Annotated in this window: 25 protein-coding genes; 15 read left to right on the forward strand and 10 right to left on the reverse strand. The window is 52.3% G+C overall.

Annotation, left to right across the window (positions count from 1 at the left end; all coding sequences use genetic code 11):
• Positions 1-134: 134 nt before the first annotated feature.
• From J3P35_RS19815 to J3P35_RS19830, 4 genes are all read left to right on the forward strand, one after another.
• A complete protein-coding gene (locus J3P35_RS19815) occupies positions 135-2420 on the forward strand; it encodes a peptidylprolyl isomerase (RefSeq protein ID WP_210466480.1) in 2286 nt (761 codons plus the stop codon).
• 112 nt (positions 2421-2532) lie between these two features.
• Positions 2533-3885: a peptidylprolyl isomerase gene (locus tag J3P35_RS19820; protein ID WP_210466481.1), complete on the forward strand. Its 1353-nt coding sequence runs from the start codon at positions 2533-2535 to the stop codon at positions 3883-3885.
• A gap of 10 nt (positions 3886-3895) precedes the next feature.
• Complete coding sequence (locus J3P35_RS19825; protein WP_210466482.1) at positions 3896-4861, forward strand: AAA family ATPase; 966 nt, start codon at positions 3896-3898, stop codon at positions 4859-4861.
• A gap of 259 nt (positions 4862-5120) precedes the next feature.
• Positions 5121-5549 carry a hypothetical protein gene (locus tag J3P35_RS19830; protein WP_210466483.1) on the forward strand — a complete coding sequence of 143 codons (429 nt, stop codon included), beginning with the start codon at positions 5121-5123 and terminating at the stop codon, positions 5547-5549.
• A 34-nt stretch (positions 5550-5583) separates the two neighbouring features.
• Here the strand turns inward: J3P35_RS19830 and J3P35_RS19835 are convergent, their stop codons facing one another.
• Both J3P35_RS19835 and J3P35_RS19840 read right to left on the reverse strand, forming a co-directional pair.
• A complete protein-coding gene (locus J3P35_RS19835) occupies positions 5584-5961 on the reverse strand; it encodes a hypothetical protein (RefSeq protein WP_210466484.1) in 378 nt (125 codons plus the stop codon).
• An 11-nt stretch (positions 5962-5972) separates the two neighbouring features.
• Positions 5973-6857 (reverse strand): DUF2391 family protein, encoded by an 885-nt coding sequence (locus tag J3P35_RS19840; protein WP_210466485.1) that lies wholly within the window; start codon positions 6855-6857, stop codon positions 5973-5975.
• A 336-nt stretch (positions 6858-7193) separates the two neighbouring features.
• Between J3P35_RS19840 and J3P35_RS19845 the strand changes: the two genes are divergently transcribed.
• Entirely contained in the window at positions 7194-7799 is a 606-nt protein-coding gene (locus tag J3P35_RS19845) for a GNAT family N-acetyltransferase (RefSeq protein WP_210466486.1), read from the forward strand.
• 34 nt (positions 7800-7833) lie between these two features.
• Here J3P35_RS19845 and J3P35_RS19850 read toward each other — a convergent pair whose 3' ends face one another.
• Entirely contained in the window at positions 7834-9003 is a 1170-nt protein-coding gene (locus J3P35_RS19850; RefSeq protein ID WP_246850381.1) for a hypothetical protein, read from the reverse strand.
• Between the two features lie 550 nt (positions 9004-9553).
• Here J3P35_RS19850 and recA point away from each other — a divergent pair.
• The 9 genes from recA (at position 9554) to tsf (ending at position 17633) form a co-directional block, all read left to right on the forward strand.
• On the forward strand, positions 9554-10588 hold the full coding sequence (gene recA / locus J3P35_RS19855) for a recombinase RecA (RefSeq protein WP_210466487.1): 1035 nt from the start codon (positions 9554-9556) through the stop codon (positions 10586-10588).
• A 154-nt stretch (positions 10589-10742) separates the two neighbouring features.
• The gene (locus tag J3P35_RS19860; RefSeq protein ID WP_210466488.1) at positions 10743-11552 is read left to right on the forward strand and encodes a DUF3108 domain-containing protein; all 810 of its coding nucleotides are present in this window, start codon (positions 10743-10745) and stop codon (positions 11550-11552) included.
• Positions 11553-11912: 360 nt separating this feature from the next.
• Positions 11913-12605: a response regulator transcription factor gene (locus tag J3P35_RS19865; protein WP_210466489.1), complete on the forward strand. Its 693-nt coding sequence runs from the start codon at positions 11913-11915 to the stop codon at positions 12603-12605.
• The gene (locus tag J3P35_RS19870; RefSeq protein ID WP_246850382.1) at positions 12580-13686 is read left to right on the forward strand and encodes a sensor histidine kinase; all 1107 of its coding nucleotides are present in this window, start codon (positions 12580-12582) and stop codon (positions 13684-13686) included. The genes J3P35_RS19865 and J3P35_RS19870 overlap by 26 nt, the downstream gene beginning before the upstream one ends.
• Before the next feature lie 169 nt (positions 13687-13855).
• A complete protein-coding gene (locus tag J3P35_RS19875) occupies positions 13856-14569 on the forward strand; it encodes an RluA family pseudouridine synthase (protein ID WP_210466490.1) in 714 nt (237 codons plus the stop codon).
• 437 nt (positions 14570-15006) lie between these two features.
• Positions 15007-15456, forward strand: coding sequence for a 50S ribosomal protein L13 (gene rplM, locus J3P35_RS19880; protein WP_210466491.1), 450 nt, complete (start codon positions 15007-15009; stop codon positions 15454-15456).
• 14 nt (positions 15457-15470) lie between these two features.
• Complete coding sequence (gene rpsI, locus J3P35_RS19885) at positions 15471-15857, forward strand: 30S ribosomal protein S9 (protein ID WP_123127659.1); 387 nt, start codon at positions 15471-15473, stop codon at positions 15855-15857.
• Between the two features lie 24 nt (positions 15858-15881).
• A complete protein-coding gene (rpsB, locus tag J3P35_RS19890) occupies positions 15882-16643 on the forward strand; it encodes a 30S ribosomal protein S2 (RefSeq protein ID WP_210466492.1) in 762 nt (253 codons plus the stop codon).
• Between the two features lie 156 nt (positions 16644-16799).
• Positions 16800-17633 (forward strand): translation elongation factor Ts, encoded by an 834-nt coding sequence (gene tsf, locus J3P35_RS19895; protein ID WP_210466493.1) that lies wholly within the window; start codon positions 16800-16802, stop codon positions 17631-17633.
• Between the two features lie 243 nt (positions 17634-17876).
• Here tsf and J3P35_RS19900 read toward each other — a convergent pair whose 3' ends face one another.
• Complete coding sequence (locus tag J3P35_RS19900; RefSeq protein ID WP_210466494.1) at positions 17877-18029, reverse strand: hypothetical protein; 153 nt, start codon at positions 18027-18029, stop codon at positions 17877-17879.
• 648 nt (positions 18030-18677) lie between these two features.
• Positions 18678-20024: an NAD(P)/FAD-dependent oxidoreductase gene (locus tag J3P35_RS19905; RefSeq protein WP_210466495.1), complete on the reverse strand. Its 1347-nt coding sequence runs from the start codon at positions 20022-20024 to the stop codon at positions 18678-18680.
• A gap of 270 nt (positions 20025-20294) precedes the next feature.
• On the opposite strand from J3P35_RS19905, the gene J3P35_RS19910 reads away from it, so the two are divergent.
• Positions 20295-21152, forward strand: a complete 858-nt coding sequence (locus J3P35_RS19910) for an urease accessory protein UreD (protein ID WP_210466496.1) — start codon at positions 20295-20297, stop codon at positions 21150-21152.
• Positions 21153-21271: 119 nt separating this feature from the next.
• Here the strand turns inward: J3P35_RS19910 and ureG are convergent, their stop codons facing one another.
• From ureG to J3P35_RS19935, 5 genes are all read right to left on the reverse strand, one after another.
• Positions 21272-22024 carry an urease accessory protein UreG gene (ureG, locus tag J3P35_RS19915; protein WP_210466497.1) on the reverse strand — a complete coding sequence of 251 codons (753 nt, stop codon included), beginning with the start codon at positions 22022-22024 and terminating at the stop codon, positions 21272-21274.
• A gap of 23 nt (positions 22025-22047) precedes the next feature.
• A complete protein-coding gene (locus J3P35_RS19920) occupies positions 22048-22725 on the reverse strand; it encodes an urease accessory protein UreF (RefSeq protein WP_210466498.1) in 678 nt (225 codons plus the stop codon).
• A gap of 185 nt (positions 22726-22910) precedes the next feature.
• A complete protein-coding gene (ureC, locus tag J3P35_RS19925) occupies positions 22911-24632 on the reverse strand; it encodes an urease subunit alpha (protein WP_210466499.1) in 1722 nt (573 codons plus the stop codon).
• A gap of 201 nt (positions 24633-24833) precedes the next feature.
• The gene (locus J3P35_RS19930; protein WP_210466500.1) at positions 24834-25589 is read right to left on the reverse strand and encodes an urease subunit beta; all 756 of its coding nucleotides are present in this window, start codon (positions 25587-25589) and stop codon (positions 24834-24836) included.
• Between the two features lie 79 nt (positions 25590-25668).
• Positions 25669-25896, reverse strand: coding sequence for a SelT/SelW/SelH family protein (locus J3P35_RS19935; RefSeq protein ID WP_246850383.1), 228 nt, complete (start codon positions 25894-25896; stop codon positions 25669-25671).

Consider the following 25896-nt stretch of genomic DNA (forward strand, 5'->3'; position numbering starts at 1 on the left):
AGGTGGTTTTCTTCCAGCCCGCCTCCAGGGCACTATGTTTTTCAATAGTAGCCTGTTCTCTCCAAAAAAATGAGTAAAATTGCATAATGTAAGGGAAGTCTATAGCCTACACATCCTGCATTTTGCTGACACCTATGCGAGTTACTTCTTTGTATGTGGGCCTGAGTGCCCTGCTCCTATTCCAGTGTACCTCCCCTAAAAAGGCCGCGGAACCTGTTTTGCTCACCATTGGCCCAGAGAAAGTACCGGTCTCTGAGTTCGCTTACGTGTATGAGAAAAACAACAGCGCCGCAGACAGTGCTTTTTCCAGCGCCAGCGTAAACGAGTACCTGAACCTGTACACCAATTTCAAGCTGAAAGTGGCGGAGGCCAAGAGCCGCGGTCTGGATACCACCCAGGCGTTTAAAACAGAGCTGGGCGGTTACAAAGAACAACTGGCGCAACCTTTCCTCACGGAGAAAAGCGTAACCGATCAACTAGTGCGCGAAGCCTACGAGCGCCTGAAGAAAGAAGTAAACGCCACCCACATTCTTGTTTCCGTGGACATGGAGGCCGATCCCAAAGACACGCTGGCCGCTTACCAAAAGATCATGGATTTGCGGAACCAGGCGGTAAACGGCACCCCGTTTGAGCAACTGGCCCAGCGTTTCTCTGAAGACCCGTCTGCCCGGGAGAACAACGGCAACTTAGGTTATTTCACTGCCCTGCAGATGGTATACCCTTTTGAGAACGCCGCCTTCAACACGCCGGTAGGTCAAATCTCGCAGCCGGTGAGAACCCGTTTTGGGTACCATATCATCAAAGTAAACGAAGTACGCCCGGCCCAGGGCGAGATCAAAGTGGCGCACATCATGGTGCGGGCGCAGCAAGGCCTGCCCAAAGCAGATTCCCTGGCCGCCAAGAAGAAGATTGACGAGATCTACAGCCGCGTCCTGCGCAAGGAAGACTGGAACAAACTCACCTCTCAGTTCTCAGAAGACGCCGCCTCGGCGGATAACGGCGGGGAGTTGCCTTGGTTTGGCACCGGCCGCATGATTCCTTCCTTTGAGGAAGCCGCTTTCGCCCTGGCGCAGCCGGGAGCCATCACGCCACCTGTGCAGACGGTTTACGGCTGGCACATCATCAAGCTGCTGGAGCGCAAAGAACTGCCGTCTTATGAAGAGATGGAGACCTCGCTGCGGAACCGTATTGCCAAAGACTCGCGCTCTGAGCTGAACAAAGCCGCATTCCTGCGCCGCATCAAAGCCGAGAACAAGTTCCAGGAGAACCAGGCCATTAAAACGGCTACCCTCAAACTGGCAGATTCAACCCTGGTAACTGGCAAATGGAAATTCAGCGTGCCCGCTGAGCCCAAGAACCTGCCTACCGCTACGCTGTTCACCATTGCCGGTAAGCCCTATACCGTAGGGAGCTTTGCCACGTACATTGAGGCGAACCAGCGCGCCCGCCAGAACGTGTCTCCTTCCCATGCCATGAACCTGCTCTATGACAAGTTTGTGGAAACCAGCCTGCTGGATTACGAGCGTGAGCACCTGGAGGAAAAACACCAGGATTACAAGATGCTGGTGAACGAGTACCATGACGGCATCCTGCTGTTCCAGCTTATGGAGGAGAAGGTATGGGCCAAAGCAGTGGAGGACACCGTGGGCTTGAAAGCTTTCTTTGAGGCAAACAAAGCCAACTACATGTGGGGCGAGCGGGCCCAGGCTACCATCCTCAGCGCCGCCAACTCTGCTGTGATGAACCAAGCCAAAGCCCTGTTGGCTGCGGGTAGGTTCCCGTCTTCCAGACACAAGCAAATTGACCTGCTCTTTACCACCGGCGCAAATAAACTTTCCAATGCAGCCACGGCCCAGCTGGATCAGCTGGCTTCTACCATGCAGGCAGACTCTGCCCTCAGCCTGGATGTGACCGGTTACATTGACGCCCGCGAAAGCGCAAACCAGAGAAACTCAACCTTGGGAGCCCGCCGGGCCACTGCGGTGAAGAACTACCTGCAGCAGAAAGGGATTAAAGGAGAGCGCATTAAGATTGTGCCTTCTACGGCCCAATTAGCCGGAACCCGCCGTGTGGCCGTGACCGTGTATACCTCAGATCTGCAAGCCATGGCCGAACAGTTAAACCAAAGCAACCCGCTGGCCCTGCAGGTTACTTCGCGCAAGTTCCAGCGCGGCGAGAACAAGGTGCTGGATGCGGTTACCTGGAAGCCGGGTACCTACAACCTCACCCAGGATGGCCGCATTCTCTGGATCAAGATTGACCAGGTAGATCCGCCTACCCCTAAGAAACTGAACGAGACCCGCGGCGTGGTGATCTCAGATTACCAGAATTACCTGGAGCAGGAATGGATCAAAGAACTGCGCCAGAAATACCCGGTAAGCATCAACCAGCCAGAGGTGCAGAAGCTTATTAAGCACTAAGCCCTCCGGAAGTTTCTTTAAGTGAAGGCGTTTGCCTAGCTTTGTTTGTTTACCACTATACTAATTTGCACGAGAAGCGGTTCTATAGCTAGAGACCGCTATACAGAATACCATGAAAATCAGAATTTCTTATTCTTCTTTCCTTAAAAGCCTCCTTCTACTGATTACCCTGGGCACTCTGACGCAAAACGCAGAGGCCCAGCAAGCTGCCCTGATAGATAACATTGTGGCCAAAGTAGGAGGGCATATCGTGTTACGGTCAGAGCTGGAGTTTCAGCACGCCAACGCGGTAAGCCAGGGCTATAAATCCCCTAACCTGCGCTGCGAGATCCTGCGCTCACTTGTCCAGAATAAACTATTGCTGGCCCGTGCCGAGGTGGACTCTGTCATTGTAGAAGAAAACACCATCAATGCCGAGCTGGAAGGCCGCCTGAACCAGTTCATTGCCCAGATTGGGAGCCAGGAGAAACTGGAGGCGTACTACAACAAGCCCATGAGCGAGATCCGCAGTGACTTGCGCCGCAGCCTCAAAGAGCAGATGACCGTTCAGAAAATGGAGCGCGAGATTGCCGGCAAAATGAAAGTGACACCCAAAGAGGTACAGCAGTATTTCAACCGTATTCCCAAAGACAGCTTGCCTTATTTCTCCACCGAGGTAGAAGTAGGCCAGATTGTGAAGATTGCGCAGATTGGAACCGCCCAGAAACAGGCAGCCCGCGAACAGCTGGAAGGCATCAGAAAACGCATCTTAGCTGGTGAGGACTTCGCCACGCTGGCCCGGCAGTTTTCGCAGGACCCGGGTTCCGGGGCTGCCGGCGGAGAGCTGGGCTTCTTCAAGAAACGCGAGTTGGTACCTGAATACGAGGCAGCCGCTCTTAAACTGCAGCCCGGCGAGACTTCTCCCGTGATTGAGTCCATGTTCGGTTTCCACATCATCCAGTTGATTGAGCGCCGCGGCGAGGAGTTCAACACCCGCCACATCCTCATCAAGCCGGCTACAGCTCAGGTAGACATGCAGCAAACCGCCCGTCTGCTGGACAGCATCAGAACCCGCATCATGTCTGACAGCCTAACTTTCGCCAAAGCGGCCAAGGAATTCTCAGATGACATGTCTTCCAAGGGGAACGGCGGTATGATCACCATGCCTAACAGCCCTACCACTTACATTCCGGTGGATAAAGTGGACCCGTCTATCTTCTTCGTGATTGATACCATGCAGGTAGGTTCCATCAGCGGTCCGCTTCCGTACCGTACCGAGGACGGGAAAGAGGCCATGCGCATTCTGTATCTGAAATCAAAGGCTGCCCCGCACCAGGCCAACATGCGTGACGATTACCAGAAGATTGCCGCTGCGGCCCTAGCCGACAAACGCAACAAAGCCATCAGTGAGTGGTTTGAGAAAAACAAAGAAACGGTGTTCGTAGACATCGCCCCAGATTTCAAAACCTGTAGTTTAGACGAATAAACTCCCCTCTATGCCTCCCTTTGCCTCTGACAAAGAAGCCGCAGATGCGCTTCACCATGCCTACCAGCGTCTGACCGCTGAGATTTCCCACACCATTATTGGTCAGGAGGAAGTAGTAAAACTGGTGCTGACTGCTGTTTTTTGTCAGGGGCATTGTTTGTTGGTGGGGGTGCCTGGTCTGGCCAAAACGCTCCTGATCCAGACCATCTCCAACTCCCTGGACCTGTCGTTCAACCGGGTGCAGTTCACCCCAGATTTGATGCCTTCTGACATTTTGGGCTCCGAAACGCTGGACCAGAACCGTCATTTCCAGTTTGTGAAGGGCCCGGTGTTCGCCAACATCGTGCTGGCAGATGAGATCAACCGTACGCCGCCTAAGACCCAAGCAGCCTTGCTGGAGGCTATGCAGGAATACTCCGTGACCGTGGCGGGCCACCACTATAACCTGCCGCGCCCGTTCTTTGTGCTGGCCACCCAGAACCCCATAGAGCAGGAAGGAACCTATCCCCTGCCCGAGGCGCAGCTGGACCGCTTCATGTTTCACGTGGCGCTGGAGTACCCCAGCTACGAGTCCGAGCTGCAGATTGTGAAGAACACCACCGGTGACCGCAAACACACGCCCAACGTGGTACTGCACGCCGAGGAGATCACCGCCTTCCAGCAACTGGTGCGCCGCGTACCGGTCACCGACAACGTGGTGGAATACGCCGTAAAGCTGGTGCATGCCACTCGCCCCAACACCCAACTAGCCAGTTCGCAGACAAACCAATATCTGGAATGGGGCGCCGGACCACGGGCCTCGCAGCACCTGATCATGGGCGCCAAATGCAATGCCCTCATCCGGGGCAAATACTCCCCAGACATTGAAGACGTGCAGGCCGTGGCCGTACCCATTCTGCGTCACCGCCTGGTGCGCAACTTCAAAGCCGAGGCAGAGGGCATTACTGTAGAGCAAATCATCAAAGGTCTTCTGTAACTTTTCAGGCCTGCTTTTCAGAAATCAGGCTTAAAAAGGATAACGCCCCGCTGGACTAAAAAGCCTTTCTGCCTGAACCTTCTTTTGGGAAGCAGGCAGCAGCTCGCAGCTCATGGAACCCTCATAGGATGTTTTCAGCCCGATTTTGAGAAAACGATCCCAAAATTAAAATACGCCTTTACCTGCAGGCAACCGCAGGTGGTGCAAAAGAGTAACGCATTGTGTACTTTTGCCCCCGATTCTTTTAACCCGAACTTGCATGGAAGCAGCAGCTCTTTACGAACGCTTTGAAAATAACCTGGAAACCATCTTCTCTTACATCAACAGAGGCCTGGATGTACGCACCACGCCGTACAACATCTCCATGCCCTTGGAACTAAACCTCCTGTGCGATGTACTTACCTCCGCAGGCTTTCCCTGCCAGGTAACCAAAGACGGTTTTGATGCCTTGGTGGAGTTTCACGCGGTGTACATGCAGGAAGGCAAGCGCGTGTCTGACGTGATGCACCGGATTCTGGAAGACAAACGCGCGTACCTGCGCACCCCTGAGGGCACCGTGCTGTTGAAAGAGCAGTTGATCCGTCGCCTGGAGTATTTCAACGAGATTGCCCACTCCATGGAAGTCATCGCCCGCCAGCAGCAACTAGGCAGTCCCTTGCAGTACAACTATCCTTTCCTGAATAAATAACCAGCGAACGCCCTGAACACAGGGTTTAGCTCTTTTATGGTTTATTGTAGCCCAAGATGTGCACTGACATTTTCTGGTCTGTCTGCTTGGGTGTCTTGAAAGTGATCCAGGCTTCCTGCACGCTTTCCTTAGGCGCCAGCGGAAAACGCAGCTCGGCTTTGTCTACCTCCCTACCCTGCTGCAAAAGGGAAACCTCCACAATAACGTTCTCGGCGGTCTGCTCTCCCATGTTCACCAGCTCAACCCTATGGATGTTCTGCCCGGGCCGGTCCTTTTCCGGGAGTATTTTGATTTTAAGATCCGGCGGCGTGTGTTCGTAGTGAAAGGCTTTCACTGTCAGGTAGCCCAGCAGGGCAATGATGAGCAGGACACTCGCCCCAAACACGAACCACTCCAGCGGATTTTTCTTCATATAGCTTTCCTTTATTTATACTCCTGGTCAAACAAAAACCGTCCCGCCGAAGCTCCAAGTGCCGAGACCAGGCCCAGCACTACCGTAGCCTCAATACAAGCCTGCAACCCCACTCCCTCAAAGCGACCGAAGAACCACAGCGCTCCCGCTGAAGTGCAGAACGCGGCGGCATAGGTGATGCTCAGGCCATACACCACCTCCAGGAAAGTGGGAGCCTCATTGGCCGGGGTTTCATAAGAACCTCTGAACCCCACGTAAAAAAGAATGGCGCTGCTCAAGGCCAGAGACACCAGAAAGACCAGAAGCAACTGCAGCGGGGTGGCATCGGCGGAGATCTTCATGACTTCCTCTGTGGGGGCGATGCTCGCGCCAAAGATCAGGCTGGCGCAGGTGGCCAGCATGATCTGCTCCAGAGTAGAGGCCGGTCCGGCGTCCTGCTTGGCCAAGATACTTTCCTGGGGCTTCTTTTCCTCAGACTCGTCGTCCTCTTTCTCGGAGGTACCTAACTGGGCCGTGCCAATAGAAACGCCAATGGCAATGGGCATGGCTTCCACCACCGTCATGTACACCATGCGCTCCAGAGACATATCCGTGGGTTGGATCACCCCCAATAGCCAGAGGAAAAGGAAACCAAGTACCAGCCCCAGCCCCATCTCCTCTATAGAGTCCACGGCAATCTCTTTCCAGGAGGCACTGGACCGCAAACCAGCGTAGGTGTTATAGCCCAGCAGCGAGACCGAGGTCACCAGAATGTAGAGCAGCAAGAGCCACGGCGACACGGTGAAACTGGCCCACCAGATCTCCATGGTGTAGAGCATGGGCAGGCTGAACAGCAAGCCGCCAATAACGCCTCGGCCGTACTCCTGCAAAGACTGAAGGATGCTCTTTTCGTGCATGGTTTTCTGAAAACAGGTGAAAACAAGCTGCTTTATCGCTTAAGCCGTTATCAAGGCGCAAAAGCAATGAATATGTTTGCCGGTACTTTCATTACCCTGCCAGGGCTTGCTCTTATCTTTCGCCATAAAAAGGAACAGGCGCCCTGATGCCGGAACCAGCCGGCGGCATTCTTCCAGACCAAAGAGTGGCCAGGCCTGCCTTCCCTTTGAAGAAAAATGGGGCAGAAGACAAAAAGACAGTACCTTCCTTAACGGCCTCTTGGCAGAAATTGTTAGTTTTTTGGCATCTACGGGTTGGCAGGGCCGTACACCCAAAAAGATTATCTTTTCCCGCCTATGCAGCCAACTGTTACCTCCCCAGCCTATCAAGTAGAGATTTCCACCGAAAGGCTATGGTTGCTTCCGTATACGGTAGAGCATGCGCCTGCTTTCTGGGAACTGCTGCACCAGAACCGCGCCCGCCTGCTCCCCGACTTCCCGGACCGCACCTCGGCGGTACTCACCTTACCAGATGCGCAGCACCGGATTAAGGTTTTCATCTCGCAGCACAAGGCCGGGGACCTGTACAGTTTCGGGATCTGGCGGAAAGAGTTTGATGATTACGTAGGCGATATCACCCTGCGGCGGCTGGCCCGCGGCAAACCCTACTCTGAAGTAGGCTACTACCTGGGAGACCAGGCCGAGGGGCAGGGCTACGCCACGGAGGCCCTCAAGGGCCTTGCCCGATACGCGTTCCAGGACCTTCGCATGGAATGCATCAATCTGCGCTGCGCCGTGACCAATGACAAAAGCCAACGCGTGGCCGAGCGCAGCGGTTTCACGCACCTCAAGACCTATACGCCCGTAGCACCCGAGAACGGCACCGGCACGCCCCAGCCCATCCACGTGTACCGCCTCAAGAAAGACGATGCCAACGCGCAGCTGCTGTGGAAAGGGTTCTAAGCCTGTTTTCCTAAAATCAGCCCTAAAACAAAGGTTATCTTTTCTTCAGGCGGGCCAGGAAGAAATCTGAGTTGAAATTGAGGTACAGGCTATTGGAGAACTCCAGCTGCGGATTATCGAAGTCAATGAAAGGCTCTACCCGCAAAGTCAGGCTCAGACCTTCCATGAGCTCCACGTCATGCATGAACCGCACAATCAGGATCTGCCGGTTCTTATCGGTGAAATCTGGGGTTTTGAAGTTAGAGGAGACCGACGGGTATAGCTTACCGCCTAACTCTGAGTAGTACCCATTTCCGTGCCAGTAGCTCAGCATCACGTTCTGGTACTTGGTATCAATACCGGCGTTGAGGTACAGACCGCCGCCTTGCTTGAAAGCCAGGTTCTTCTCATTGGAGAAATCTTTCCAACCCACCACGTAAGGCTGAAAATGCAGGGCCTTCAAAAACTTCTTGTCATAGCTTTTCCTGATCACTAGCCCCGCCGCGGCATTGGTCAAGGTCACCAGGGGCAGATCGGTTACGTCAATCTGGCCGCCCCGGTGCTGGGCCGTGAACTGTAGCGGCAAGCCGATGTAGGTTTCCGTTTTAGGGGTGTTTTCTTCAGAATCAAGCGAAACCGGCGTACGGTACAACGTGAATTCAGCTGAGGCCCCGCCGGCAACCTCTTCCTGGAACGGGTCCAGGCGGCGGAGGTAGCGCTGCCAGTCAATCCAGACATCCAGCTTCACGTTGGGCTTGTTCAGGAGGTATTGCAGGCCGTTCTCCAGCCGGTTTGTGATCACACGCTCAAAATCGTAGAGGGGTTCAATGTAGCCGTGGTTCAGGTGCCCTTGCAGTGTCCCGAAAAGCAGCGCCATGTCATCCTTCTCGTAGCGGATGGTGAAGGTGGGCTGCATCAGCGAGTACCGCTTAGATCCGAAGTCTTTCTGCACCTGCACCCCGGCGTCTATGCGCACGTTGGGCGAGGCGAAGTAGATGAGGCGCGGGTTCAGGTGATAGCCAAACAGGGTGTAGCCCTCAGCGATGTCATTGAAGTACTCGTTGTTCTTCTGGTACCCAAAGGCGTTGAGGCCCAACTGCAGTTCCCCGGCCTGCTCGGGCTTTACCGGCTGCCGGGTCTCAAAGGCTTTGTTGTTTAACTGCGCAAAGGCCACCTGACCTGTAAAAAACGCCACCAGGGCGGGCAGAAGCCACTTTTTAGACATAGCAAATTGTGAACATCCCGCTTTGCCACGGGAAATGGTAAAAAGAAAAGGGAAAGATCCCCGCCATCAGCTCCTGCCGCACCCCTCCCCCGAAAGGTAGTTAAAGACGGCTAGAAAAGAAACGGAGGCTCGAAGCGACTAACCTCTCCGGTTCCTGCTTCTTGGCCGTTTTCCGGAAATCTGGCCTAAAACAGCGGTCTCAACCGGCTTACGTTTCCTGGGCCTTCTCCGTTAAAATACCCACCCGCTCTGTAACTTATTTGCCCCTGTTTTTGTTGAGAAGAAGCAAGGAGAAAAACCCTGAGCCCTCTCCCGCGCTATAACTGAATGGTTATTTGGCAGTTGCTGTTTTGCTATTTTAAATAGCAACAAACTAGAAAAAATAACTAAAAAAAGTAGTAAATCAGGGGACAAATCCGGTACTTTGGGTGTTTCATTTTTACGCCTCCGGAAAGAGTCTGGCAAGCACCACAAACGCCGCGGCTAGCGTTTGCAGATTGGCTCAGGAAGTTGTAAATTCAACAAATAATTAAGCAAAGAAAACACAGACATGAGTGTAAACAGCGAAAAATTGAAAGCGCTCCAACTCACCATCGACAAGCTGGACAAGACCTACGGCAAAGGTACGGTCATGAAGCTGAACGATACGCAGGTGGAGGACATCCCGGCCATTTCTACCGGCTCCCTGGGCTTAGACATCGCCTTGGGTATTGGAGGTCTTCCGCGTGGCCGTGTGGTGGAGATCTACGGACCAGAATCTTCCGGTAAAACCACGCTTACCATGCACTGCATTGCAGAGGCACAGAAGAAAGGTGGCCTTGCCGCGTTCATTGACGCCGAGCACGCTTTCGACAAAGCATACGCTGAGAAACTAGGCATTGATACGGAGAACCTCCTGATCTCGCAGCCAGACAATGGTGAGCAGGCCCTGGAGATCGCCGACCATCTGATCCGTTCCGGTGCTATTGATATTATTGTGATTGACTCCGTGGCCGCCCTGGTGCCTAAAGGCGAACTGGAAGGCGACATGGGTGAGAGCAAAATGGGTCTTCAGGCACGTTTGATGTCTCAGGCCCTGAGAAAACTTACCGGTACCATCAACAAAACCGGCTGCTGCTGTATCTTCATCAACCAGTTGCGTGAGAAGATTGGTGTGATGTTCGGTAACCCAGAGACCACTACTGGTGGTAACGCCCTTAAGTTCTACGCTTCCGTGCGTCTGGATATCCGTCGTATCGGGCAGATCAAAGAAGGTCCGGACAGCATCACCGGTAACCGCACCAAAGTGAAAGTGGTGAAAAACAAAGTGGCGCCTCCGTTCAAAGTGGTGGAATTTGACATCATGTACGGTGAGGGTATCTCCAAAGTAGGTGAGATCCTTGACCTGGGTGTTGAACTGGGCGTGGTACAGAAATCAGGTTCCTGGTTCTCTTACAACGGCGACCGTTTAGGCCAGGGCCGCGACGCCGTGAAGCAGTTCCTGCTGGACAATGAAGAGCTGATGCAGGAAATTGAGAATAAGATCCGGGCCATTGTGAAAGGCGAGCCAGAGAAAGTGGCCGCTGCCCTGGAAGACAACGAATAATTTCTTAGCTTTTTTCACAAAACGGCACCTTTTTAGGTGCCGTTTCTGTTTAAGTTGAGTTCCACCTGAAAACCTATAACTTTGTATACGGTCCTGATCTGGCAGGAATTGGTACGACATTTGAATAGCCCAGGCATATAGGCAAGAATAACTTATGCGTGTAAAACATCATCTACTTTTTATTGTACCGCTGTTAGGATTAGTATTGAGTGGCTTCGCGTTCAATGACACGCTGCGCACCGTGAAGAACGACTCATTTGCCCCCGGCGAGGTGCTGCAATACAAAGTGCATTACGGAATCATCAACGCCGGCGAGGCCACCATCAACGTGGCCCCTAACCTACACCGGATCAATAACCGCCCCTGCTACCAGACTACGGTAACCGGCAAGACCATTGGGTCTTTTGACTTCTTCCACCGTGTGCGCGATACCTGGACCTCTTTTATAGATACCTCTTCTATGCTGCCGCTGCGCTTCCACCGCAACATTGAGGAAGGCAAATACCGCCGCAAGGAAACCACCGATTTTGACCACTTCAAGAACACCGTGGTGGTGAATGACAGCCGTGACGAAAAAAAGAACCAGGTCTTCAAGGTGCCAGACAATGCCCAGGACATGGTGAGTGGCTTCTATTACCTGCGCACCCTGGATCTGGACAGTTACAAGCCGGGCCAAACCATCAGAATGCAAGGCTTCCTGGGCGATGAGGTTTTTGACATGACGGTTACCTACCGCGGCAAGACCGTGGTGGAGACCAAAGCCGGCAAGATCAGGGCGCACCGCCTGGTACCCAGAATGCCTAAGAACAAACTATTCAGCGGCGAAGACGCCATTACGGTGTATTTCTCTGACGACGTAAACAAAATCCCGGTGATGTTCCAGGCCGAGATGTTCGTGGGTTCCGTGAAAGTGGACCTGTACAAATACAATGGTTTGCAGAGTAGACTTGCTATAGTGAAATAGCCTTACTAGTTATTAGTGATTCGTGCCCAGTGATTAGTGATTAGATAAACAGAAACAGGTGAGCCGCCGGATTCTTCTCCGGCGGCTCACCTGTTTTAGGGCCATCTCCAGGAAATCGGCCCTAAAGCAGACAAGGCTCGCATTGTCATCTACACCCTTTTCTCCAAATGGGCAGCTAATCACTAAGGATTAAACACCAACAACTAAACCGGGTAACAATTTCTTAATACAACTTTACGGCAGACTATTCCTTATCTTTATCCTGAAATTCAGAGACCCGCTTTTCTCACCGCGTAGTTTCAACCTGGCTATCAAGGAGATTGCCAGTAGTGTATTGCTCTTTCAAGTAAAACGCATTCTATGCAAACGTCGGCCAAATACAAGATTCTGGTAGTAGACGATGACCCAGACATTGTGGAACTCTTACAGTACAACCTGGAGAAAGAAGGCTACGAGGTGGCACATGCCCAGAACGGCCAAGTGGCCCTGGACGTGGCCAAGAAATTCCTCCCCGATATCATCCTTCTGGACGTGATGATGCCCGTCATGGACGGCATCACGGCTTGCCGCCAGCTGCGCGAGAAGCCAAAGTTCAGAGACACCCATATTCTGTTCCTGACCGCCCGCAGTGAGGAGTTCTCTGAGGTAGCCGCCTTTGACGCCGGCGCCGATGACTTCATTGTGAAGCCCATCAAGCCCCGCGCCCTCATTAGTCGGTTGGCTGCCTACAAGCGCCGTGACACGGTTCAAAGTCCCGAGCAGACCCAGGTCATAGAGATAGGTGGGCTGCGCATTGATCGCACCAGCTTCATAGTGCACAAAGGCGAGCAGAAAATCACCCTGCCCAAAAAGGAGTTTGAACTGCTGTCCTTCCTGGCCACCACGCCAAACAAAGTGTTCTCCCGTGATGAACTCCTGAACAATGTGTGGGGGAACGATGTTTTTGTAATTGCCCGTACCGTAGATGTGCACATCAGGAAGGTGCGGGAGAAAATAGGCGAAGACCAAATAAAGACCATTAAAGGCGTTGGCTACAAATTCAACACCGACTAAACCTATCCCTCCTACCCCGGCTGCTCCTCCCAGAGGAATAAAGCTGAGTTCGCAGAGAATTGCCATCCTCATCTCGGTGCTGGTGGCGCTTATTATTGCCATTTACCTGGGCATCTCGCCGTATCTGGAGTTCAGGCAGCGGGTTTTGGCCCTAGCGCTCACGTTCTCCTCCTGCTTTCTGCTGGTGTACTTCTCCTATGAGGCTCTGATCTTCAGGGAAATCAACAACATCTACGCCGGGCTGGAAAAATTCAAGCGGAAGGAATTCAAGCAGATGAGCACCAAATTCCTCTTCAGGCCAGATCCCCTGCAGCGCATCAAAGACGAGATCTATCTCCTGGCCGAGCGCAACCAGAAGGAGATTGAAGAGCTCAAACGCCTGCAGGCCATGCGCCGCGAGTTCCTCGCTGATGTCTCCCACGAGCTTAAAACCCCCATCTTCGCGGCCCAGGGCTTTATCCACACCCTTCTGGACGGCGCCATGGATGATGAGCGGGTGCGCGACAAGTTCCTCATGAAAGCTGCCAAAAGTCTGGACGGCCTAGATACCCTGGTGCAGGACCTCATCACCATCTCCCAGCTGGAGAAAGGGGTGATGCAGATGAAGAAATCAAAGTTTGACCTGAACGAGCTGGGCCGCGAGGTGCTGGAACAGTTGGAAGGCAAGGCACAGGCCAGGAACATCACCATTCACCTACTTAACGCCTCCGAGGAAGTTTTCAGGGTAATCGGGGACCGGGGCCGTATCAAGCAGGTGCTGGTCAACCTCATAGACAACGCCATCAAATACGGCTCTGAAAACGGCAATATCTGGCTCTCTTTCCAGGACGGGAAGAAAAAGACCTTGGTAACCGTGCAGGACGACGGACCGGGTATTCCCAAAGAGCACCACAACCGCATCTTTGAGCGTTTCTACCGCATAGACAAAAGCCGCACCCGTGATGTCTCCGGCGGAGGATCCGGCTTGGGGCTAGCCATCTCCAAGCACATTGTAGAGGCGCATAAATCCACCATCGCGGTCTTTAGCGAAGTGGGCCAGGGCACCACCCTTCGGTTTAAGCTCACCCGCGTTAAAGACTAGGCCAATGTTTAGAGGCCAGTTTCTCCTAACCAGCCCCTAAACCGGGAATCTGCCGGGAAGAAAATAAGTGGTACCTTTGTGCCGCGCAGAGACTGCCGCCGTTTTGGGCCTGTTTTCGTAAAAGCAGAGCAAAAACGGCCAGCCTGTCTGCCGTCACACATCTGTTTCTATGAAGTTACCCGCTTTCCGCGACCTTATTGTTTTTGAGAACGATGATTTCATTGTAGTCAATAAACCTCCGTTTCTGGCTACGCTGGAAGACCGTTCTTTCAACGCAACCAACCTTCTCACCCTGGCCCGCCAGTACCACGAGGACGCCCAGGCCTGCCACCGCCTGGACAAAGAAACCTCCGGTTGCCTGGCCATCGCCAAGAACCCCGAGGCTTACCGTCACCTGTCCATGCAGTTTGAGAACCGCCAGGTACAGAAAATCTATCACGCCGTAGCCTGGGGCAGCCATGAGTTTGACAACCTGCTGGTAGACCGCGCCATCCAACCCGGCCTCAAAGGCGTGGCCAAGCTGGCTTTCAAAGGCAAACCGGCCCAGACCTATTTTACTACCCTGGAGAAATTCGGTCGGCACACGCTGGTTGAATGCAAGCCCATTACCGGCCGCATGCACCAGATCAGGCTTCACCTGGCTTTTCTGAAAGCCTCCATTGTGCAGGATGAACTCTACGGCGGCGAGCCGCTGTACCTCTCCAGTCTCAAGCGCAAATTCAACCTGGCCAAAGACACCCAGGAACAGCCAGTCATCAAACGCTTCGCGCTCCACTCCTACCAATTGGGCTTCACGCTGCTGAACGGGGAGCAGGTGACCATCACCTCAGAATACCCCAAAGATTTTGAAGTGCTCCTGAAACTGCTCCGCAAGAACGGCTAGTAGCGGCGTTACCCTGTAACGCCGTGGTCCTATGCAACAGTAACGCTTTTACCTCAGCAACTTCAATCCATAGAGGTATAGCTTTTGCCTAGGTGTAGGGGCCTTTTTCATTTGAAGACAGTGTCTCTGCGTGGCAACACGGCGTTACGTGTAACGCCGCTACATGACAGCATCCATTTCAGGCCTGTTTTTCAGAAATGAGGCTTGGAATGGATCTTTGTTTTCCAGGGCATTTTCTGTAAGACGGCTCCTAAACACCAAGGCTTCTTTGTGCTAAACGCTTCAGGAATAGCGGGAAAGTAGTTAACAAATAGTTAATTCTATTGATTTTCAGGGGAATAAATGAAAGTGGGGTTGCACACCAAAAAGAAAGCTTGTATCTTTGTGTCCATTTTCAAGAAAAAGCATATAATCTTTTCACCCGTTAACCATTTACAATGGACCATTTAAGTTATAAGACGCTATCAGTTAATAAGGCGGCCGCTAATAAAGGCTGGGTAGTGATAGACGCCGGAGACTCAACCCTTGGCCGTGTGGCCTCTCAGATCGCGATGATCCTTCGCGGAAAATCTAAACCTTCTTTCACGCCTAACGCTGACTGCGGCGATAACGTGATTGTGATCAACGCGGACAAAGTTCGCATGACCGGTAAGAAGTGGGATAAGAAAACCTTCGTTACCCACACTGGGTACCCAGGTGGTCAGAAGACCTTCACTCCGCGTGAGCTGAAAGCCAAGTCTTCCACCCTGTTGGTAGAGCGTGCGGTAAGAGGTATGTTGCCAAGAACCCGTTTGGGCCGTGAGCAATTCCGCAACCTGTTTGTGTACGCTGGTGCTGAGCATCCGCACGCTGCGCAACAGCCTGTTCAAGTAAAACTTACAAAATAATCTAGACATATTTAATGGAAGTTCTCAATACATCTGGTAGAAGAAAAACCTCGGTGGCGCGCATTTACATGACGTCAGGGCAAGGGAATATCACTATTAACGATAGAGATATTAAGGAATACTTCCCTAGTGAAGTATTGCAAACCATCGTTCAGCAGCCATTGTCGCTGATTGATGCGGTTGGCAAATACGACATTAAGGCGAACATCAAAGGCGGTGGCGTGGCCGGTCAGGCAGAAGCCCTTCGTTTGGCTATCACCAAAGCTTTGGTGGAAGAAAACGCTGAGACCCGTCCAGCCCTGAAAAAAGAAGGATTCTTAACGCGTGACCCACGTATGGTGGAGCGTAAGAAATTCGGTCGTCGCAAAGCCCGTCGTTCCTTCCAGTTCTCTAAACGTTAATATATCATCAGCTGTATCAATATCATGGCTAATACCACATATAAAGAATTACTGGACGCCGGTGTACACTTTGGTCACCTTACCAGAAAATGGGATCCTAAAATGGCTCCGTACATTTTCATGGAGAAAAACGGCATCCACATCATTGACCTGAACAAAACTCTTGCTTCCCTGGACGACGCGACTAACGCTATTAAGCAAATCGCGAAATCTGGCCGTAAGATTTTGTTTGTCGCCACCAAGAAACAAGCACAGGACATTGTGGCTGAAGAGGCAAAACGCCTTAAAATGCCTTACGTGACCGACCGTTGGTTAGGTGGTATGTTGACTAACTTCCAGACTGTGCGTAAGTCTTTGAAAAAAATGTCAACTATTGACAAAATGGTGAAAGAGAACACTGCTTATGCCGCTATGGCTAAACGTGAGCGTCTGATGTTGTCTCGTGAGCGTGAGAAACTTGACCGTGTGTTGGGTGGTATCGCTGACTTGTCACGTCTCCCAGCTGCTCTGTTCGTAGTAGACGTGAAGCGTGAGTCTATCGCTATCAAAGAAGCTCAGAAACTAAACTTGCCAGTATTCGCCATTGTGGATACCAACTCTAACCCAGAGACAGTGGATTTTCCAATCCCGGCAAACGATGACGCTTCTAAATCTATCTCTCTCATCACATCTTTGATTGGCCGCGCCATTGAAGAAGGTCTGTCTGAGCGTAAAGTAGACAAAGAAGATTCTGACAGAAAACGTTCAGAAGACGAAGGCATCCAGGAGAAAATTGACGCTGAATAAGCCTCTCTGATCTCTTTATAGAATTGTAAAAGAAACTGAACATTAGGAAGCCTGGCCACTGATGTTCAGTTTCTTTTTAACCAAACGGGAACCCGCCTCTCTGGCAACTCCCTCTCCTACTGAAACTTATTATCCGTATTTCTTAATAAAAGAACAATGGCTATTACAGCACAAGATGTAAACAGACTTCGTCAGGAAACTGGCGCTGGTATGATGGACTGCAAAAAAGCGTTGACAGAAGCCAACGGCGATTTTGAGACAGCCAAAGATATCCTTCGTAAACAAGGTCAGAAAATTGCCAGCAAGCGTGCCGACAACGCTACTTCTGAAGGAGCGGTATTAACTCAGGTAAACGCTGATGGTACAGTTGGAACAGTGATCGCGCTTGCCTGCGAAACTGAGCCAGTATCTAAAGTAGAAGATTTCAGAACTTTGGCCCAGACTGTATTGGCGGCTGCCGTTGCCAACACTTCAGGCACCAAAGAAGATTTATTGGCTACGCCTCAGGCCGATGGCCGCTCACTGCAAGACCACATCACTGACCTGATGGGTAAAATTGGTGAGAAAATTGACGTAGTTTCTTACGAGACTGTAACCGCTGAGAAAGTTGTTGCTTACAACCACTCAAACGGTAAACTGGGTGTATTGGTAGGCTTAACCAACACCGGCGGAAACGAAGTAACTGAGGTTGGTAAAGACGTAGCCATGCAGATTGCTGCTATGAAACCAATTGCAGTAGACAAAGACGGTGTTGATGCAAATACCATCCAGCGTGAGATTGAGATCGGGAAAGAGCAGGCTCGTGCCGAAGGCAAACCAGAAGAAATGCTGGAGAAAATTGCCCAGGGCAAGCTGAACAAATTCTACAAAGAAAGCACTTTGCTGAACCAGGAGTTTGTGAAAGACCCATCTGTGACCATTGCCAAATTGTTGGACAACACTTCCAAAGGCATGACCGTTACTGAGTTCAAGCGCGTTGCCATTGGGTAATCTAGCTTAACTTAACCCATATTCAAAAGCCCCGCTGTTAATTCAGCGGGGCTTTTCTTTTGAATTTATTAATAGAATTAATTAACTGATAAGGGTGTAACCAACTAGGCATAGCCGGATTAGCATGCTTTCATAAAGTTAAACCCTGGCTTATTTTGTATAGATTTAGGCTATAGAGTTTTTTCTTATGGTATAGGCAGGTGCCGTAAGGTCAGATTACCTCACTGCTAAATCAGGTACTGTTCAGTTACCGGCAGGCATGGAAACTCTTTGCTCAAGCTGAGGCACTTGCTCTCCCTGGGCTTTGTTGTTCTTTGCACTCTTAGACTTGATCTGCTCTTTTCTCATTCTCTTCTCAGCAGAGATATAACTCAAGAAGGTAGCTTTTGCTTTCATAACTAAAGGGTTTCTGATTTAACAATTTATATTACTTATAGATTAAATATGAACTTGCGAACACCCAACAAACCCGTTGTTGAGAAGGAGGAGCCAAATGATTTATGCTTATTCTCTTGCCGAACAGAAGAAAAAACCAAATCGTTCTCCTATTTTGAAATTATTTTACAAAAAATATAAACAAAACACTTTGCAAAATCTATATCTAGCTTTTCCTATACAAGCCCTCCATTTTTTATGCAGGTACTTTTACCACTCTTTTTAGCCTTATATAATTTTCTTCATCTAATATAGTGCAAAATTAATAGCATCCAAAATATTATTTACTAATTTTTATAAATTAATGGATAATACCTAATAGTAAGTAATTTATTAATGAAAATAATGACATTTATACTGACCCAAAACCCGCATTATCCTCAATAAGGCATGATTTTACTACCTACCAAGAAAAGGAGGCATAAGGAAAACACAGTCCCTTCTCTCCAGTTCTTAAGTGATGTTTTTATAAACAGAATTTTATGGGAAAGCCATTTGGTATGACTTTCCAGCAATAGTCCTCATCCGGCTTCAGACTACCTCCCTTCATACAAAAAAAAGAGGCCTGCGAAAGCAGGCCTCAGTACCAGTTGTTAAAATCGTTAGAGTCTAATCAAGATCGGCCTGCCGGCGCACAAACTCCTGCCCTGCCACATCCTCTTTCCTAATAAATGGCCGGATAATCAACCGGTTACCATTTTCAAAGGTAAAGAACTTGTAAACCCAGTTGGCCAGCACCACCAGTTTGTTCCGGAACCCGATCAGGTAATAGATGTGCACGAAGAGCCAGGCCATCCAGGCCAGAAAGCCTTTCAGGTGCATATCTTTGGGCAGATCGGCCACGGCCCGGTTACGCCCGATGATGGCGAGTGATCCTTTATCAAAATATTCGAAAGGAACGAGCTGCTCATTCCTGATCATGCGGCGCAGGTTCTTGGCCAAATGCTGCCCCTGCTGGATGGCGGGTTGCGCCACCCCAGGGTGTCCTTTGGGCCATTTCTCGGTCTTCATGGCTGCCACGTCGCCAATGGCGAAGATATCTGGGAAGCCAATGATCTGGTTAAATGGATTCACCAGGTAGCGCCCACGTTCACTGGCCTCCGGCGGAAGGCCCCCTATCTGAGCTCCGGACACCCCAGCGGCCCAGATCAAGGTCTGGGTTTTGATGGTCTCGCCACCCTTGAACGTCACCGTTTGGCCGTCATAAGATTCTACCAGGGTGTTCAGCTTCACAACGATCCCGGCTTTTTCCAGGTACTCCCGCGTGACCTGACTTGATTTAGGCGACATGGGCGGCAACACACGGTCCAGGCCTTCTACCAGTACAATGTTCATCTGGCTGAAGTCAAGCCCCGGGTAATCACCGGGCAGGATGTGTTTCCGCATCTCAGCTAAAGCGCCAGCCAGCTCCACGCCAGTTGGCCCACCGCCCACAATCACGAAATTGAGCAGGCTTTGCCGCACATCGGGGTCTTTGATCATATTGGCCTGCTCAAAGGCCTGCAGCATCTGGCTTCTAAGATTCAGGGCATCGGGGATCTGCTTCAATGGGAAAGAGAACTTCTTGATCTGCTCGTTCCCAAAATAGTTGGATTTGGTACCCGTGGCGATGACCAGAAAATCATACCGTAATTCCCCCACCAGGGTAGTGACGGTCTTGGTAGCCGGGTTCACCCCGGTCACTTTCACCTGCCGGAAGTGGAAGTCCTCATAATCCTCGTCAAACATCTTCCGTAGCGGCTCAGCAATGGCATCTGGCTCCAGACCTGCCGTGGCTACCTGGTACAGCAAGGGCCAGAACCCGTGGTAGTTCTGCCGGTCAAACAACACCACTTGGAAATCTTTCCCAGGCAATCCCCTGACAAGATTCACGCCCCCAAATCCGCCGCCAATAATGACCACCCTTGGTTTAGTGGTTTCCGGTATGTTAAGGGTAAGTTCCTTTATATGAAGCATAAGTCTATCTGTAGAAGTTTCAATTGGCAGAGGGCAAATCCACGGCCGTTCTATCTCATAGCCTTATACTGGATTTCCTGTATAGAGGATATTCTATTTAATGTTAGCCCTTAACCCAATACAGGCGCAGGCAAATGATTCTACAGAGGTGCCCCTGTTTGGTGCCCGTTTTGGAAAAACGGCTTTATAACGCAGTCAGACAAATCTTACCAATGAGAGCGAGCGGCTTTCTGCCGATTCTTCTCTATTTTGAAGCTGAAAACAAAATTGATGGAGAATACAACTCACTGGAGCGAGGTAGAGGTGGCCTTGGTCAACGGCAAGTCACGGCTTATTTCCAGCAAGAACCTGCAGCCGCTGAAAATCCTGAACCCCGGCTCATTCCATGACAGCTGCCATGTGGTGCTGTCCAGCTACGGGGGCGGCATGGTCTCCGGCGACCAGATTAACCTGCGGATCACCTGCGGCGCGCACTCTAGGCTTTTCCTAAGCACCCAGGCCAACACCAAGATCTTCAAGAGCACCAATCAGGCCGATGCCGAGCAGCATTTCAACGCGCACGTAGGCGAAAACGGATTGGCAGTCTCGTTCCCAGACCCGGTGGTGCCGCAGGAGAAAAGCCGCTACAAACAGACGCAGCATTGGCATTTGCATCCCTCGGCGGTGCTGTTGGTGGTGGATTGGTTTCATTCCGGCCGCATGGACCAGGGCGAAAGGTTCGTTTTTGAGGCGTTTTCCTCAGAACTGAAGGTAAGCGTGGGAAACAGACTGGTGCTGCTTGACCGCTTCGGGTTCACGCCCGAGGAGCACATCGCCTCCTCCCCTGCTAACTTTGATGCGTATCAGACCATGTTCTCGGCCTATCTGGTGGGCTCACCGGAGAACAGCCGGTTCCGCCAACTCGCCCAAGCGATGCAGGACCTGAAGATGCCAGGTAGCACCGGCCTGGATTTCAACATGACTGAGCAAGACTACGTGCTTTCCGTGTCAGAGGCGAAAGAAGGTGTCTACGTGCTCCGGGCCATGGGCAAGACACGTCAGGATCTGGAGCCGCTATGTCAGCATCTATTAGTAACCTTGAGCAAAGAGGAATTCTTCGGGTACAATCCGCTGGAGCGAAAGTATTAACCACAAAGCAACCCTGTTTTCAATCCGATTTTCTGATAACAGGCCTAAAACAGCCTTTCGTTAAGACTATAGAAAACTACCGGAGCCGCAGGTAATTTTTAATTGCCAGACGCGCCAACCTATCGTCTGTCTTCCCGCACCGACTCGAGCGCTTTTGCCTTCGCCTGGAAAATATGGTTGATAATCACATCCAGGTTGTAGCCGTCCAGCGCCCGGGCAAACACAAACGGACCATCGCCCCGCATCTTGAGGGAGTCGCGCTCCATTACGCCTAAATCGGCGCGCACCAGAGCCGCTATGTCAATTTTGTTGATCACCAGCAGGTCTGACTGCGTGATGCCCGGCCCGCCTTTCCGCGGAATCTTATCGCCGCCCGAGACATCAATTACATAAATAGAATAATCCACCAACTCGCGGCTGAAATGAGCCGCCAGGTTATCGCCGCCGCTTTCCACAAACAGCAGGTCAATCTGGTTATCAAACTTGGCCATGAGGCCTTCCAGCGCATCCATGTTCAAGGAAATATCCTCCCTAATAGCGGCGTGCGGACAGCCGCCGGTCTCCACCCCCACAATGCGGTCAGCGGAGAGGGCGCTGTTCCGGATGAGGAACTCTGCGTCCTCACGGGTGAAGATGTCATTGGTGACCACACCCAGTTGGTAGTCGTTGCGCAGACGCTCGCACAAGGCTTTGAGCAAGGCGGTTTTGCCGGTGCCTACCGGTCCGCCGATGCCCACCGTGAACGCCCGCTTCCGGAAGTTGCGGTACGGCGGCAGTTTGCGGGTCTCGCGTTCCTCAAAATTGCCCGGTGATTCATAGAACTCGTGGGTGTGTCCGTGCAGCAGAAGCGCTAGTTTATCTACAAAAGGCATGAGTGAATGTGTGGTTGAGTGAGTTAATTCTGAAACAACTTGGAATAAATGTCTTCCTGCAAGACTTGGGCAGTGTCCAGCATGAATGCCGATCTTGTGGCTTGGGTGTACTCTCTGCTCATTTGGTTTTGGAGCAGATTTTCGAAAATCGAGTAAAAATTGTGTTGCAACTTATGCCCTTCCATTGGACCGATGAAACCCAGCCGGATGGCGGCGCTCACCTGGTCCCGAAGCGCCATGTGCAGGTACATGGTCTGCAGGTCAGACAACGTAAACTCCACCCGTTTGAGGCACAGTGCGAAGACCAGCACAAAATGCGTGGGCAGGTCCTGTTCCTCAAACCACCGCCTTACCTGCTGCATGCCCGAGGCAGGGTAGAAAGATTCCAGCAGCTTCAGCCAGTTCTTGCCTTGCACCACACTTGCCTTCCGGATGGTAGGCACCAGCATCATGGCATCGTATTCCTCGGCAATGGTTCGGAGGTCGGCGTTCAAATCCGGCGCTGGCAGGTGGAAGCAAGAGTTCAGAAACGGGATTTCCATGCCCACCACCTGCTGCAGGTACGAGTACAGGTAATGCCGCAGCCCCAGCCGGTCCTTGATGAGTCCAAACGTGATGCTGCTCTCCAGCCCGTAGGAATACGCAAACGAGCCAGTAGGAATGGAGGAATCCACAAGATGCAGCAGCCGGGCGAATTTCATTTGTAAGACGCTAAAGGATAGATGTTAGATATTAGACGGTGGTTCTATTTTGGTGCCGTTTTAGTGAAAACTGGCCTGAAATGTATTGGATCAGGAATGATAGATCGGGAATCGTGAAGACAAGGCAGTGCCTGGTCTCTACAGCATACTTTTCTTTCAATTCTTAATTTTAAATTCCTAATTAACTAAAATAGGTTGTACAGCTGGGCCAAGGGCAGTTTCTCGGCGGGTTCGCAGGTGAGGTGCACGCCATCCACGGTGACTTTGTAGGTCTCGGGGTCTACCTCAATGTTGGGCAGGTAATCGTTCAGGGCCATGTCTTTTTTGGTGACGCTGCGGCAGCCTTTCACGGCCACTACCTGCTTCTGCAAACCGTAATGCTGCTGCACATACTCCACTGAGGCCTGCGAGACGAATACCATAGATGTTTGTCCGATGGCCTTACCGAAGGAGCCGAACATGGGCCGGGACAAAACCGGCTGCGGCGTGGGGATGGAGGCGTTGGCATCGCCCATCTGCGACTGCACAATGATGCCGCCTTTGATGATCATCTCGGGCCTTGAACCGAAGAACGCGGGTCTCCAAAGCACCAAATCAGCCAGTTTGCCCAGTTCCACAGAGCCGATTTCCTCGGAGAAGCCATGCGCGCGGGCCGGGTTGATGGTGTATTTGGCCACGTAGCGTTTCGCCCGGAAGTTATCGGCTGCCAGGTCCTTGCCGGTGTCTTCGGTCAGCAGGCCGCGTTGCTGTTTCATCTTGTGGGCGGTCTGCCAGGTGCGGGTGATCACTTCGCCCACACGGCCCATCGCCTGCGAGTCTGACGAGATGATGGACAAGGCGCCCAGGTCATGCAGGATATCCTCCGCGGCGATGGTCTCGCCCCGTATGCGGCTCTCGGCGAAGGCCACGTCCTCGGGGATGTTCTTGTCCAGGTGGTGGCAGACCATGAGCATGTCCAGATGCTCATCGATGGTGTTCACCGTGAACGGACGCGTGGGGTTGGTGCTGGAGGGAATCACGTTAGGCTCGCCGCAGATCTTGATGATGTCCGGGGCGTGTCCGCCGCCTGCGCCCTCAGTGTGGTACGCGTGGATGGTACGGCCCTTGAACGCGGCCGTAGACGTCTCCACGAAACCGCTCTCGTTCAAAGTATCGGTATGGATGCAGACCTGCACGTCGTACTGCTCGGCAATGGAAAGGCACGTGTCGATGGCCGCGGGCGTGGTGCCCCAGTCCTCGTGGAGCTTAAAACCTAGGGCGCCGGCTTCCACCTGTTCAATCAGCCCCTCGGGCTTGGACGAGTTGCCTTTGCCCAGAAACCCGAAGTTCAGCGGATAGGCTTCCGTGGCCTGCATCATCATCTTGATATAGAACTCGCCGGGCGTACAGGTAGTGGCCGTCGTGCCCGCTGCCGGTCCCGTGCCGCCGCCCACCATGGTGGTCACCCCCGAGGCCAGCGCCTCGTTGATCTGCTGCGGACTGATGAAGTGGATGTGGCAGTCAATACCGCCTGCCGTCAGAATCAGGCCTTCCCCAGCTACCACTTCAGTCGTCACCCCCACCACCATGCCCGGCGTGACACCTGGCATGATGTGCGGATTACCGCCTTTCCCGATGCCGGAGATGCGCCCGTTCTTCACCCCGATATCGGCTTTGTAGATGCCGGTGTAATCCAGGACCAGCGCGTTGGTGATGATAAGGTCCAGCGCCTCGGCCTGCCCGATCCCGGCTGCCTGTCCCATTCCGTCGCGGAGCACCTTCCCGCCCCCGAACTTGCATTCCTCGCCGTAGACGGCATAGTCCTTTTCTACCTGGATCACCAGATCGGTGTCTCCGAGGCGAACGCGGTCGCCCACGGTGGGTCCGTACATCTCGGCGTAAGCGCGGCGGTCAAGGGGAAGGCTCATAGGTTTGGTTGTTAGTTATTGGTTGTTTTTAGGGCGATTTAGGGGAAACGGGCTTGAAACAGCTTGGTGCAAGACGCTCGCAGGTCCTCCGGACGCTACGAGGTCTTTGGGCTTTTCAAGCTTAAACCTGTGAGGTCTTGAAGACTTTACAGGTTTTTCCGTTTTAGGGCTGTTTTTTAAGAAACAGGCCTGAAACGGGTTCTACTCCGTACTCAGGAACTTCTGCGCTTTGGCTTTCTCCAGTGCCTCGCCTTTTTGTTCTTCACCTAAGGTGCCGTCTACCAGGTTATTGCCGCCGTAGCTGATTCTTTCGCCTGAGAGTTCCACCAAGGTCACCCGTTTCCGCTCGCCGGGCTCAAAGCGCACGGCCGTACCGGCCGGAATGTTGAGGCGGAATCCGTAGGCTTTCTCACGGTCAAACTGCAGAAGGGCGTTGGTTTCGAAGAACGGGTAATGGGAACCCACCTGTACTGGCCGGTCGCCCATGTTGGTTACTTCCACCTCTACCGTAGTGCGGTCTTGGTTGAGTGTGAGTTTGTCTTCTCCCAGCAGGTACTCTCCGGGATTGGGTTGAATGAGGGTGTCTGGCGAGGCGGTTTGCGCGGTTTTGGTGAGCCCGGAGCCGTACAGGGCCAGTTCAGGAGCGCCTTGCTCGCGGCAGATGGGATGGTGCACGGTCACCAGTTTGGTGCCATCGGGGAAAGTGCCTTCCACCTGCACCTCGTGGATCAGCTCGGCCACGCCCTCCATGACATCGGCGAAGCCCAAGAGCTTTTTGCCTTTGTCCATGAGCGTGGCCACGCGCTCGCCGTCCCGGATAAACTCCAGCAACTGCGTGGCTATGAGGGCCACCGCCTCGGGGTAATTGAGCCGCAGGCCGCGGGCGTAGCGTTTCTGGGCCACGAAACCGGCGTTGTGCAGCACCAATTTGTCTATGTCTTTGGGCGAAAGATGCATTTGCGGTAGTTCTGAGTCTTGGGTTCTGAGTCCTGAGTTTATTATTTTTTATCTGAGTGGCCGAGGCTTTTCTCTGGGTTCACCTGATCGCGGACCAGTTGCTTGAGTTCTTTGATCTCGGGAAATTCCGGTCGAAGATCACCTGGTCATTGACCCGGATGATGTAGGAGCCACTGGTTTCGCTGGGTTCTAGGAGCACGCCTTTCACATCGTCGGTAAAGGTGGTGAGCAGTTCCTGGGCCATGTAGGCGGCACGCAGCATCCAGCCGCATTTGGGGCAATATTCTATGCTGACGGTAGGCTTCAT

Origin of the sequence: Rufibacter roseolus, from assembly GCF_017916365.1 — a bacterium.
GTDB lineage: Bacteria > Bacteroidota > Bacteroidia > Cytophagales > Hymenobacteraceae > Nibribacter > Nibribacter roseolus.